The sequence below is a fragment of the Clostridium sp. JS66 genome (assembly GCF_033561535.1).
GTDB lineage: Bacteria > Bacillota > Clostridia > Clostridiales > Clostridiaceae > Clostridium_AM > Clostridium_AM carboxidivorans.
Window position 1 is genome coordinate 3479181 of record NZ_CP131467.1, and the last position, 12812, is coordinate 3491992.

At 27.1% G+C, this 12812-nt stretch carries 12 protein-coding genes and 1 pseudogene; 5 read left to right on the top strand and 8 right to left on the bottom strand.

Annotated features, from left to right (window positions below):
• Nucleotides 1-3: 3 nt before the first annotated feature.
• The 5 genes and pseudogenes from Q6H37_RS16085 to Q6H37_RS16105 all read right to left on the bottom strand — a co-directional run bounded on the left by Q6H37_RS16085 (nt 4) and on the right by Q6H37_RS16105 (nt 3557).
• Entirely contained in the window at nt 4-699 is a 696-nt protein-coding gene (locus Q6H37_RS16085; RefSeq protein ID WP_318733955.1) for a response regulator transcription factor, read from the bottom strand.
• Nucleotides 700-719: 20 nt separating this feature from the next.
• The gene (locus Q6H37_RS16090) at nt 720-1556 is read right to left on the bottom strand and encodes a type II CAAX endopeptidase family protein (protein ID WP_318733957.1); all 837 of its coding nucleotides are present in this window, start codon (nt 1554-1556) and stop codon (nt 720-722) included.
• A 100-nt stretch (nt 1557-1656) separates the two neighbouring features.
• A complete protein-coding gene (locus tag Q6H37_RS16095; protein WP_318733959.1) occupies nt 1657-2487 on the bottom strand; it encodes a type II CAAX endopeptidase family protein in 831 nt (276 codons plus the stop codon).
• A gap of 174 nt (nt 2488-2661) precedes the next feature.
• A pseudogene (locus Q6H37_RS16100) lies at nt 2662-3312 on the bottom strand (nitroreductase family protein); the annotation flags it as partial.
• The gene (locus Q6H37_RS16105) at nt 3303-3557 is read right to left on the bottom strand and encodes a hypothetical protein (protein ID WP_318733961.1); all 255 of its coding nucleotides are present in this window, start codon (nt 3555-3557) and stop codon (nt 3303-3305) included. The gene Q6H37_RS16105 and the pseudogene Q6H37_RS16100, both read right to left, overlap by 10 nt.
• 119 nt (nt 3558-3676) lie before the next feature.
• Between Q6H37_RS16105 and Q6H37_RS16110 the strand changes: the two genes are divergently transcribed.
• From Q6H37_RS16110 to Q6H37_RS16125, 4 genes are all read left to right on the top strand, one after another.
• Entirely contained in the window at nt 3677-4393 is a 717-nt protein-coding gene (locus Q6H37_RS16110) for a LytTR family DNA-binding domain-containing protein (protein ID WP_318733963.1), read from the top strand.
• 2 nt (nt 4394-4395) lie between these two features.
• A complete protein-coding gene (locus tag Q6H37_RS16115) occupies nt 4396-5736 on the top strand; it encodes a GHKL domain-containing protein (RefSeq protein WP_318733964.1) in 1341 nt (446 codons plus the stop codon).
• Between the two features lie 188 nt (nt 5737-5924).
• On the top strand, nt 5925-6656 hold the full coding sequence (locus Q6H37_RS16120; protein ID WP_318733966.1) for a hypothetical protein: 732 nt from the start codon (nt 5925-5927) through the stop codon (nt 6654-6656).
• Between the two features lie 410 nt (nt 6657-7066).
• Nucleotides 7067-9040, top strand: a complete 1974-nt coding sequence (locus tag Q6H37_RS16125) for a methyl-accepting chemotaxis protein (protein ID WP_318733968.1) — start codon at nt 7067-7069, stop codon at nt 9038-9040.
• Between the two features lie 87 nt (nt 9041-9127).
• Here the strand turns inward: Q6H37_RS16125 and Q6H37_RS16130 are convergent, their stop codons facing one another.
• Complete coding sequence (locus tag Q6H37_RS16130; protein ID WP_318733969.1) at nt 9128-9988, bottom strand: MBL fold metallo-hydrolase; 861 nt, start codon at nt 9986-9988, stop codon at nt 9128-9130.
• Nucleotides 9989-10000: 12 nt separating this feature from the next.
• Nucleotides 10001-10834 carry a methyl-accepting chemotaxis protein gene (locus Q6H37_RS16135; protein WP_318733971.1) on the bottom strand — a complete coding sequence of 278 codons (834 nt, stop codon included), beginning with the start codon at nt 10832-10834 and terminating at the stop codon, nt 10001-10003.
• 325 nt (nt 10835-11159) lie between these two features.
• On the opposite strand from Q6H37_RS16135, the gene Q6H37_RS16140 reads away from it, so the two are divergent.
• Nucleotides 11160-11654 carry a prolyl-tRNA synthetase associated domain-containing protein gene (locus Q6H37_RS16140; protein ID WP_318733973.1) on the top strand — a complete coding sequence of 165 codons (495 nt, stop codon included), beginning with the start codon at nt 11160-11162 and terminating at the stop codon, nt 11652-11654.
• A gap of 94 nt (nt 11655-11748) precedes the next feature.
• On the opposite strand, the gene Q6H37_RS16145 is transcribed toward Q6H37_RS16140, so the two are convergent.
• A complete protein-coding gene (locus Q6H37_RS16145; RefSeq protein ID WP_318733975.1) occupies nt 11749-12810 on the bottom strand; it encodes an NAD(P)-dependent alcohol dehydrogenase in 1062 nt (353 codons plus the stop codon).
• Between the last annotated feature and the right edge of the window lie 2 nt (nt 12811-12812).

Here is a 12812-nt window from a genome sequence, read left to right on the forward strand (position 1 = left end):
AAATTACTTTTTATACTCAAATTTATATCCAAGTCCCCTTATTGTCTTTAAATACACTGGATTTTTAGAGTCTTCTTCAATTTTATCCCGAAGCTTGCTTATATGAACCATTATTGTATTGTCATCACCATAAAAAGGCTCATTCCAAATACATTCAAAAATTTGCTTTTTAGTAAAAACCTTTTTAGGATTACCCATTAAGAGCAATAATAGCTTGTACTCTGTAGATGTAATTGGTACTTGTCTACTTCCTTTGTAAAGGGTGCAGGAATCCGTATAAAGTTTCAACTCTCCTATAGTGATAGTTTCTACGATTTCTTCTTCACTATTATCAAATTCCAAACATCTCCTAAGCTGTGCTTTTACTCTTGCAAGCACCTCTAGTGGATCGCATGGTTTAGTTATGTAGTCATCTGCACCAAGCTCAAGTCCTAATATTTTATCACTTATTTCACTCTTAGCAGACATTACAATAACAGGAATTTTAAATTTCTCTCTTATTTTTTTTATAAGAGCATAGCCATCCATATTAGGCATCATTATATCAATTATTGCAATATCAATTGTATTATCTTTTAAAACATCTAGTGCTGAAAATCCATCATCAGCACCAAACACTTCGTAACAATCCTTCTCAAAATACAGCCTTAATAGTTCTATTATTTCCTGTTCATCATCAGCAATTAAAACCTTTTTCATAAATACAAACTTTCCTTTCATTAATCACATTTAGAATTATAAATATTCATTCTACATTTTCTATAATTTCTATATGAATAAAATAGATATATGATAACTAATATAATGCCTCCAATTATAAAACTAGAATTGATATTCAACAAATCATTTTTACTTACACCACTATTTCTTTTCAAACCACCTATAAAAACAATAAGATTGTTGCAAGCATGAAGTGTAATTGAAGGTATTAATGATTTATACTTATAGGTAAGAATAGCACAGCTTATCCCTAAAAGTAAAAGCATAGGATTAATGTTTAAGTGCATAGAGAAAAATATAATTGAGGAAAATATAATCGATTTACCCATTCCATACTTATTATACAACCTGCCCATTAATATTCCCCTAAAAATAAACTCTTCTACTATGGGTGCAATGATGACAGATGAAATAAAACTTATAACTATCATAAACATTGTATCTATTTTAGGTGATTTATTGGACAAATTTGAACTTATACTGTTTAACATAGCTGGATTTATGTAATTAACTAAAGATAATATTAATAAAATAAATCCTGCACCACCTAAATAGGTCATTATTAAACTTACAGGAACTTCTAATATAAACTTACCTTTTAGTGGCCTTCTTATAAAATTACTAATACTTATGCCATTTTCTTTCATAAATTTTAGTACTATTAAAAACCATATTATTGTAATTACAGCTGAAATAATTTCAATATAGCTATCTGTTAAATGTATTTTTAAAACCTTTGAACACACTATCATTAATATTATCCCTACTGTAAGTATACAAAGCATTTTTATAAATAAGTATCTTGTTTTCGTTTCTTTAAGTAATTCAAAATTCATAGCTTTTCTTTAGTGATGATATGTGTACAAAGTACAACCCACACTAAAATTCACTTCCTTCCTTTTTTGTTATATTTAATCACTAAATTCTTTATCTTCTTCATTGCTGTATAATTCTTTTATTCCAGTTTACCTTTACAAAGTAGGTACTCATAACTATTCCTAGCACAAAGCATCCAATTCCATCTATAAACCCTAATGAATTAAAACTACTTAAAGTAATGTTCTCCTTGCTTCCATTTCTATCTATTAAGAAGGATATAACCTGTACAAAAAAAATCATAAAATTATTGATAATGTGAATTGTTATAGTAGCAAATATATTTCTGGTTTTTAAATATATTAGTGACATACATACACCAAAAATAATTGCAGACAATATTCCCAGTTCATAATGAATCATTCCAAATAAAATAGAAGATACTATTATTGCTTTTTTTACTCCAATTTTTATTTTTAATCTGTTAAGTATAACCCCTCTAAATATAAGCTCTTCCACAATTGGTGCTATAAATGACGCTGCAATTCCATTAATAATTATGCTGTACAAGGAATTTGAGTCACTTTTATTTAGTTCTTCTAGAAGCCCATTCATAAATGAAGGTGATATACTTTTTAAAGCATAAACTGCAATTATGACAAATCCTATGGTTACAGTAATGTTTATTATAATACTAAACATTATATCTTTAATATTTAAATCTGTTTTTAAATCATTTATTCCATTTTTAACATCATAACTTACTTTTCTTAATTTTAGCATAAACCATGCTAAAACTCCTAAATTACATAATAATAAGAACAAATTTTCATCTAATATGCCTGTAGATTTCACAAAACTTAATTCAGAAATTATGCAAAAGAAAATTACTACAAAAACATAAATAAATATCATTTTTCTTATTTTCGTACTTTCAAAAAAATTATTCATATTCTTTACATCCTACCTTTAAATTTATTTTTTATATATTTAAATTTAAAGGTACATACTTTCATGTCTCTTAACCAAACCTTAAAATTTCCTTAATCTTTAAAACAAAAAGATGAAGTCTTAAATTACACTTCACCTTAAATTACATTTTATATAACAATTACTACATTAATCTTATTTCCATGTTACATCAACAGCTTTTCTTGGTACAGTTCTCAAATATTTAACATCTGGATACCCTAGTATCATGCATGCTGCAATCTCTGTTCCCTTTTTTATTCCAAGTAAATCATTAATTTCTTTATTGTCCTTTGCAGCCATTAAGAAAAATCCACTAAATAGTGTTCCAAGTCCCAATGCATCTGTTACAAGTTCCATATTAGAAGCTGCTAAAGCTCCATTAAATAGCAACCTTGCTGTAACTATTATTACTAAAGGTGCATTAAAAAATAGGCTGTCATTTTGTTTAGGATTTTCTTTATAAGCATCATACATCTTTAGACACATTTTTGCATATCTTTTGAACATTATATTATCAGAGTTTAAATTATCTAAAATATTTTGACCTTTATTTTTTAAACCTTCAAATACTAATCCTTTCAATTCTTCAATTTTTTCTCTAACCACTATATAAGACACATCCTGCATATTACTTGCTGTTTGTGTAAATCTACCTGCCTCTATAATTTTATTTATTTTTTCCATTTCAACTTTTTTATCTTTAAATTGCCTTACAGTCCTTCTAAACTTAATAAAATTTAATAAATTATCTGCATCTATTAAAAATTCTTCTTTATTAAATTCCTTTACTTCCTTCATATCATATCACAATCTGTTAGGCAAAATCTATCTTCAACCATATCTAATCTAATGGAATCTATCTTTTTACTTAAGTCATATATAATTTTTCCCATTCCCGCACAACCATTATCTATATAATCAACATGTTGTGATAGTTTCATAATGCTGCTAGTAAAGGATTGAGTTACTGCAGTTTGTTCTTCTGTATTTGCTGTAACCTGAATAACTGTTTCAGATGCTTGTTTTGTATCACTTGAGTATTGTGACATTTTCTGAGACATATTAGGATTTTGTTCAAAAATCTTAGGTTAACTTTTTTGCATTATTTTTAAACATTACTATTATTCTTTGGTATAATGTATTTGTATGTTTAGAAAGGATGATGTGCATGTTTAAAATTGCAGTTTGTGATGACGAAATACTTCAAAGGCTTGATATTGTAAATAAACTGAAAAGCGCATTAGAAAATATCGATTTTGTTTTTCAAGTTGAAGAATTTACTAATGGTGAAGAATTGCTTTCTTGTAAAAGTTATTTTGATATTATTTTTCTAGATATAAAAATGCATAAGCTTTCAGGAATAGATGTAGCTAGAAAACTAAGGAAAAATAAAAATAATTCCAAAATTATTTTTATAACATCCTTTAAAGAATATGTATTTCAAGCTTTTGATGTATCAGCATTTCATTATCTAATGAAACCTATCTCTAAAGAAAAGATATTAAAAATTATAAATAAAGTTTTAAAATCATTTAGTGAAGAAAAAAATGATGATTTGTATATAGTAATTACAAAAAGTAGACGAGCCATTAAAGTATTACTAAATAATATATACTTCTTCGAAATGCAAAATAGAATTGTAATTATACATACAATTAATGGAACTATAGAATATTATGATAAAATTTCAAATATAGAAGAAAAAATTCCAAGTAGTGATTTTTTTAGATGTCACAGAAGCTACATAGTTAATTTAAAATATGTAATGAAGTTTGATAAATCAACCATAACACTTGATAATAATGAAAAGATACTATTATCTCAAAGTAGATATGATGACTTTTCAAAAGCATTTTTAATTTATTTGAAGAAGTGCCAGGTGTAAATATGTTTGATATTACTATAATAGAAAAATCAGTTGGAATTATAAATTCTACAGCAAATGTTATCATGCTTTATATATTATTCAAGAGATTTTTAGGCTTTAGAATAAATAAATTATACATAATTTTAATAATGGCTGTAACAGTAAACTTACCTTCGCTTACTGCAAGGATGTTAAATATAGATGGAATTTATGAATGGATACTTATATCAATATATACATTTATTTTATCCCTAATTTTTTGTAAAGGAACATATTTCAAAAAATTTATATCAGTAGTAATTTACACTTGCCTAGGAGAACTTGTGCAATATACAACAATACCCTTAATTTATGTATCCTACTATATTAATATAGGAAATTCATCTTATAAAACTAATCTTATAAGAATGTTAATAAATCAGTCATCTGTAATTTGTTCAACTTTGCTTTTTATTTTTATAATAAATTTTATAACAAAACATTTTTTTGCATATGAAGCTTATGGTACCCTAAAATATGGATTGCTTTTTACTATTCCCAATATATTTATAGTAATTATACTATGTGAATATTTTAAAATTTACTACATTACTAATGGTACAGGATTTAATTCTTTATTTGGTAATATTAAAATGATAGTTTTGTCTTCCATGGCTCTAATTTGTTCATTATTTATTATAATAATTTCAGATAAGCTTCTTAAAGAAAATAAACTTCATGAAAAAGAATTGTTATTAAAGCACCAATTTGATATGCAATCAAAACATTATAAAAACTTGCAAAAACAGTTTGAAAATACAAAAGTATTTAGACATGATTTGAATAATCATCTAATTTGTATTAAAAATCTAATGGATAATAATGATATAAAAAATGCAGAAAAGTATGTTGAAAAGATCACCAAATCTGTAGAAAGTCTTAATTTAAAAGTAAATACAGCAAACCCCTTTGCTGACGCTGTTATAAGTGAAAAGTACAACATTTGCATAAACAAGAATATAGAATTTAAATGCAATGTAAAAATACCAAATAGCTTCAAAATTGATCCATTTGATTTGTGTGTATTGCTTGCAAATGCTTTAGACAATGCAATAGAAGCCTGCGAAAAAATCACACACAAAAATATATCAAAATTTATACATATAAGAACCATATTAAATAAATCGTTTATTATATTTGAAGTAAAAAATAGCATTGAAGGATGTTTAAATGAAAATAACCTTACTACAGATAAAGATGATACTGTAAATCACGGTTTAGGACTTTTAAGTATTAAAAATACTGCAAATAAATACTTAGGCACCACTTATATTGAAACCAGTGAAAATTTATTTACATTAAACATTATGCTGCAAACTTAACAATTCTTGTTATAGTTGCTTTTTATCATATTTTAAAATCAACGATTATTATCTTATTCACTACAATTAAATACATTATTTACAACACCATCATTATTTTTCCTACGTTCCTACCGATACTATCAATAGGTATACTTTTTAGTATATACCTAAATTAAATATCTAATTAATGAAAGGAAGTTATGCATATGAAAATTGGTGGAGTATCTAATGTACTTAATAAGAATGCAGCAAGTGCACTATTAAATAAAAATAATACCACTAACAGTCAAAATAGTCCTTTTGAAAAGCAAAAATCACAAATTCAAAAGCAAATAAATGATGTTGAAAAGAGTAATATCTCTAAAGAAGAAAAAGCTTCAAAAATAAAAGGACTTGAAAAAAGTTTGCAAGACATTGAAGAAAAAGAAATGGCAGAAAAAGCTCAAAAAGTACTACAAAACTCTGATGCGGAAAATATTAAACCTAAAAAGGAATCAGAAAATAGTGAAAAAACTAAAGTTGAAAACGATGAAGGCAATCAAGTACTAAATAAAGATGTTATGTATGGTTTGACTTCAGCTTCATCTCATATGAAAGTTGGTAAAGTTGCGTATGCAGTATACAAGGATGCAATGCTTAGAGGTAAAATGGATGTAGCACAAAGGGCATTGTCCTATACTTCAAATGAACTTAAAGAGTCAAGAAAAAGTACAAAACTGGTTGCAAAAGCCATTAATGAATATAAAAAACAGCTTGAAGGGATTAAAAAGAATGATCATTCAAATGATAATAAAGACAATATTTCAATTGATGCTATAAAAGAAGCTGCAACTGATACTAAAAAAGAAATTTCAACTAACATTAACATAAAAGAAGCTGACATTGTAAGCGACTCAAATAAACCAGTGAATACTAATACTAGAAATAAGAATTCTTAATCTCTTAACTAGTTTATTATGATTTAATTTTAAGATTTTTTTACTAATATTACAATAACAGTTGTTCATACAATTTTATTTTTGAATTTTATATATCTATAAAAATACTTGTGGCAAGGAAATTATCCTTGCCACATTTACATATCTATATGGATCTCATATATAAATGTGTTTATTTTTCCGCCACTTTTCTAAAATATTAATAAAATGTATAATAAACATTTAACATTTTTTTAACTGTTTTCATGCAAATGTACATTACACTATTAACAATATATTGACCATACTCGTCTTTGGTGTTAAAATATTCGTAACAAAAACATTATTCCCTATATTCTTACAAATTACCAACATTAATTTAAGTTACAAATATACTAAATGAAAACATCATTTAAATTTGGAGGAATTTTATGAAAAAGCGAAATTCACTACAACTTAAGGCAATTTGTATAATATCTTTTATTTTTATTTTAATAATAAGTATTCTCACCGTTATTTGTTATAACAATTCCAAAAAATCAATTTTAAATTCTATGGAAAGCTCTGGTAAACAAACAGTTACTATTCATGCTCAAGACTTGTCCTCTTGGGTAAATTCAAGGTTATCACAAATACAAGTAATTGCAAATACCGAATTAGTATCAAGTATGAATTATGATAAAATAATACCTTACTTACAGCGTGAACAAAAAAACTATAATGGAATTTATAACAGTTTAGGAATAGGTGATACTAAAGGAAAGTTAATTTTGCAAAACAAAGTCCTAATTGATATAAGCTCTGAAAGCACTTTTCCTTTAGTCATGCAGGGTAAATCAGTTATATCTAATCCCTTTACTGACAAACAAAATCCTTCTGATTGGATTATATCTATGGAATGTCCCGTAAAAGATATAGGAAATAATAATGTTATTGGTGTTGTAAGCGGTGCTTGTCTTGTTTCCACAGTGTTTAAAGAAACTACTAATTTTCATTTAGGAAAAACAGATAAAGTGTATATACTTAATAAAGATGGTACTGTATTATTTCATCCAGACAATAAACTAATTAACAATAGTAACTTTCTAAAAAGCTCCAACAATCAATATGCAAGTTTAGTTAAACAAGCTATTTCTCAAAATAGTTTTTCTGGAGAATTTAAAGATAATACTGAAACAAAAATGCTTTTTTCATCACATGTTGATGGAACTGATTGGTACATGTTTCTTGAAGTACCTACAAGTGAATATACTAGTGGCATAAGCTCCTTATTATATTCAACTAGTATTCTAGCAATTATTTCAATAATTTTATTAATTATAATACTAACTTTTTTGACAAAATACTTTTTTAACAGATTATTAAACGTATCTATAGCTGCTGAAAAAGTAGCAGATGGATACCTTGTTAACTATTTGCCAGAAACACCAGATGAATTAGGAACATTCAATGCTACCTTTAATAAAATGGTGAAAAATTTAAAGGATATCGTATTAAAATTAAGAAATGTTTCAAACATTGTCTCATCATCTTCTAAAAATTATAAAGAAATTGGTTTTAAAGTTGCTGAAAGTGCTAAATGTATTCAAGAAAACATTACAGATTTAGCTTCAGGTTCTAAAGTAACTGCTTCTGAAATTTCAAATGTTACCAAATACATAGGTGACATGGGAAAACAATCAAAAAATCTAGTAGAAATAAGCACAAATATTGATACTATGATATTAGAAGCCAAAAATAATATATCTGATGGTTCCTACAATTTAAATTCTACAATGGATTTATTAGACAATATGAAAAATAGTATATTAAATTCCAGCAAAGTTATAACAAAACTTTCTGATGGATCTAAAAACATTGAAAATATAACAACTTCAATAAGCTCTATATCAGATCAAACAAATTTGTTAGCACTAAATGCAAGTATTGAAGCTGCAAGAGCTGGTGAACATGGTAAAGGCTTTTCTGTAGTAGCAGAAGAAATCAGGAAATTAGCTGAAGAATCTTCTAACTCAACTGAAGAAATATCTGAAATACAAAAACAAGTATTAGAAGCTTCATCAACTATGAAAGACAGTATAAATTATATGGAATCAGGTACAAGCTCTATAAAAACCATTTCAGATATATTTACTCAAATAGGAAACAAAATTGAAACAATAAAAAATGTCAGTTCTGATGTATCTGAAATTGCAAAGAAACTTCTAAATGAAAATATAAATATTCATAAAGCTATTTCAAATGTTTCTTCAATAAGTGAAGAAGCTGCTGCCAATACGTCATCCACTGAAGAAATAGTAAATGATCAAGAAAAAATGTTTTTAGAGCTTAAAACTGCCTCAAAAGAATTAGAAGACCTTTCAATATTATTGTCAAACGAAATTTCTAAATTTAAAATTGACTAGCAGAGATTCAATGCGATCAATTTTAAATTAAAAAAGCTATGAAATATAGGATAAACATCCTAATTTCATAGCTTTTTGATATATTACTTATATATCTAGTACTGTTCCTGTTCTATTTATAAAACTTCCTTTACATTCTTCATTAAACATTTTTACAGCCTTTTCTCCAGTACAATGAGACAATCCCAAAATATTTATATCTAATGTATTTAAATATTTAATTGATTCCTCTATTCTTTCATCATCTGCTTCAATAAGGTGGGTTCCGCCTATTACACCTATTACCTTTTCTCCAGTCTTTTCACTAATTGTATTTATCATATTTAAAAAACCAGGATGAGCACATCCAAGTATAACAATAAGCCCTTTTTCTGTCTTAAGACATAAAGCTATTTCATCCTCGAAATTATCGATTTCATATTTATCATTAATTTTAATCTTCATATTTTCATTGATTTTTTCAAAAGAATAGTATCTATTAAAATTTGAAACTACAAAAGCATTGTCATTTATCTTTAATAAATCATCTTTGACAAAATTGATAGGTAAATTTTTACTTTTGATATATTGTTCATCAAAGTTTATTCCTATATATTCATATCCTACTCCATTTGAAAAATCAATTTTAAGACTTCCATCAGAATAGTGATATTTGTTACTTTTTTCAAAAAAATGCTCACCTATAATAAGCTTAGGCTTTATATCATAAGTTTCCAGCAATCTTTTAACTCCACCACAATGATCATAATGAGCATGACTTAAAACTAAAAAATCTATATTTTTAAGATCTACATTTAGTTTTTCAGCATTTTCTATAAAATCTCCACTTTTTCCTGTGTCAAACAAAATATTACAGTTATCCATTTGGATAAACATTGAAAGTCCGTGTTCATATTTTAAATTTTTATTTTCATCCTGAGTGTTTTCTATTAAAGTAGTTATTTTCACCTCATCACCTCATTACATTTTTTCAGCAAATTCTTTTAAAGTTGCTGCTGTAGAATTAAGTTCCTCCACTGCTGCCGAAACTTGTTGTATTCCCGCCGTTTCTTTTTGTAATATTTCATTTGAATTGTTAAATCTTTCATAAATCTCTGATATTGAATTCTGCATATCATTTAATATGGCATTGATTTGCTTTATAGATTCTCCACTAGAATCAGATAATCTTCTAATTTCATTTGATACTACACTGAAGCCTTTGCCATATTCTCCTGCTCTAGCAGATTCTATTGCAGCATTTAATCCAAGCAAATTTGTTTGTTTTGAAATACCTTGAATAAAACTTAAAACATCATCTGTTTTCTTGGAACTTTCATTGGTTTTTTTAACAAATTTTTGAATATCCATATTGGTTTCAGAAATTTTTTGAAGACCAGAAGACATATTCATTAAATTATCATTTATTTGTTCTATAGAAGCAGAAATGGAACCTACCATATTTGAAACCTTTTTCTTTCTCTCCAAACTCATGCCTATTACCATGGTTCCTGCTATTTTATTATCTTCAAACACTGGAACTGCACTTGTCTTTAACGATACTCCAAATACTTCTTCAGGTATTATTGCACATATAGGTTTTTTCTCTCTTAAGCATATATCCGCTGCACAACCTTTAGGTATCTTATCTCCTGTTTTTGCCGCCATTTTTAAATTTTCACTATCCTGTACAAAAAGAAATTTTTCAATGTTAGATATAGTGAAAATTAATTCACCATCAAAGTAATATTGAAAGTATGGGATTAAATTGTAAAAGGACTCAATTAAGCTATTATCACCTATTTCATTTATCAATGTTTTCACTTCCCTATGCTTATTAATGTTTGTGTAAAATGTACAAAAAAACATTTTTGTAAAATTTATCATAATAATGAATAATATATAAAACGACCAACATAACTATTGTCGTAATCATTTTCAATAACTTTAACAGAATTCGAAGTACCGAAAAATGAATTCAATTTTATTCTAAGCTAAAAAATCATTAAACAAATTTTTATAATATTTTATTATGAATTTTTTGTTAATAAAAGCACCAATTATACACTTATAACTTAAATGATTTATAATAGTGTATAATTATTACAAAATAGTAAATTGATACGGAGGGTGAAGATTAATGGTTACAGAAAATGAAAAAAAATTGTATGCTACATTAGACGGACTTAGTATAGAATATACAAGATATGAGCATGATGCAGTTTATACCATTGAAGAAATTAAAGAAAAAAATCTTGTTTTTGATGGAGCTGGTTGTAAAAATCTATTTCTTCGCAATAGAAAAGGTGATATTCATTATCTTGTAGTAATAGAAGAATCTAAAACCGTTGATTTAAAAAAACTTTCTAAGGATATAGGCAGCACCCCTTTAAGTTTTGGATCAGAGGAAAGACTATATAATAATCTAGGTTTGACTCGAGGCTCTGTTACTCCTATGGGATTAATAAATAATACTGACAAGAAGGTAAAACTCATTATAGACACTGATTTAGCAAAATCCCCAAAAATAGCTGTTCACCCTAATGTTAATACTGCAACTATTGTTTTATCCTTTAAGGATTTAGAAAAATTTGTTCATTGGTGTGGAAATGAATTTTCATACATAAAAATTTAAATTATAATTTTACTTTTGTAAATCAAATCTTTCCAATATTTTTATAACTTTAGCTCCTGCATTTAAAATACAGAAGCTAAAGTTGACTTTATCCTTATTTATCTATAATTACTACTGGCTTTATTAAATCTCTTGGTTTTTCTCTCATTTGCAAAAGAGCATCTTCAATTTTATCAAGTCCATTATAAACATGTGTAACTAATTTACTTAAGTCTACACGTTTATATTTTACTAAATCAGTTAACATTTCCATTCTAAGACGTCCTCCTGGACAAAGACCTCCAACTATTTTCTTATGTGCCATTCCGCATCCCCATTCAACACGAGGTATTGGAAGAAAATCTCCTTTACCATGATAATTGACATTGGAAACTACTCCTCCTGGTTTAACAATAGATACAGCTTGTATCAAAGTTTCAGTAGTTCCACCTGCTAAAATTACTCTATCAACACCTTTTCCATAAGTCAACTCCAAAATTTGTTTTGCAATATCTCCATTTTTATAATTAATTATATCTGTTGCTCCGTAAAATTTAGCTGCTTCAACACAAACTGGCCTGCTTCCTACTGCTAATATTCTACCTGCACCACGTAATTTAGATCCAGCTATTGCCATTAATCCAACTGCTCCAATTCCTATTACAGCCACAGTTGAACCTAATTGTATGTCTGCCAATTCTGCACCATGAAACCCTGTAGTCATCATATCTGTTATCATAACAGCACTTTCTAAAGAAATTTCATCTGGTAAAAGTGCTAAATTCATATCAGCATCATTCACATGAAAATATTCTGCAAAAACTCCATCTTTAAAATTTGAAAATTTCCATCCTGCAAGCATTCCATTGGAGTGCTGTTGAAATCCTGCTTGAACTTCTAATGATCTCCAATCTGGAGTTATGGCAGGAACAATTACCCTATCTCCTACTTTAAAATCCTTTACCTCATTACCAACTTCTTCAATTACACCAACAGCCTCATGTCCTAAAATCATATTATGCCTATCTCCAATTGCTCCTTCAAATACAGTATGTATATCGGATGTACATGGAGATAACGCTAGTGGACGTACAATTGCATCATAAGGACCTGCAGCTGGTTTGTCCTTTTCTATCCACCCTAAATTATTGATACTTAACATTGCAAAACCTTTCATAA

Bases quoted from the DNA above. Each gene is read 5' to 3' on its own strand.
- Q6H37_RS16115 (WP_318733964.1), top strand. From the start codon at position 4,396: ATGTTTGATATTACTATAATAGAAAAATCAGTTGGAATTATAAATTCT.
- Q6H37_RS16105 (WP_318733961.1), bottom strand. From the start codon at position 3,557: ATGTCACAATACTCAAGTGATACAAAACAAGCATCTGAAACAGTTATT.
- Q6H37_RS16085 (WP_318733955.1), bottom strand. From the start codon at position 699: ATGAAAAAGGTTTTAATTGCTGATGATGAACAGGAAATAATAGAACTA.
- Q6H37_RS16120 (WP_318733966.1), top strand. From the start codon at position 5,925: ATGAAAATTGGTGGAGTATCTAATGTACTTAATAAGAATGCAGCAAGT.
- Q6H37_RS16125 (WP_318733968.1), top strand. From the start codon at position 7,067: ATGAAAAAGCGAAATTCACTACAACTTAAGGCAATTTGTATAATATCT.
- Q6H37_RS16095 (WP_318733959.1), bottom strand. From the start codon at position 2,487: ATGAATAATTTTTTTGAAAGTACGAAAATAAGAAAAATGATATTTATT.
- Q6H37_RS16140 (WP_318733973.1), top strand. From the start codon at position 11,160: ATGGTTACAGAAAATGAAAAAAAATTGTATGCTACATTAGACGGACTT.
- Q6H37_RS16090 (WP_318733957.1), bottom strand. From the start codon at position 1,556: ATGAATTTTGAATTACTTAAAGAAACGAAAACAAGATACTTATTTATA.
- Q6H37_RS16145 (WP_318733975.1), bottom strand. From the start codon at position 12,810: ATGAAAGGTTTTGCAATGTTAAGTATCAATAATTTAGGGTGGATAGAA.
- Q6H37_RS16110 (WP_318733963.1), top strand. From the start codon at position 3,677: ATGTTTAAAATTGCAGTTTGTGATGACGAAATACTTCAAAGGCTTGAT.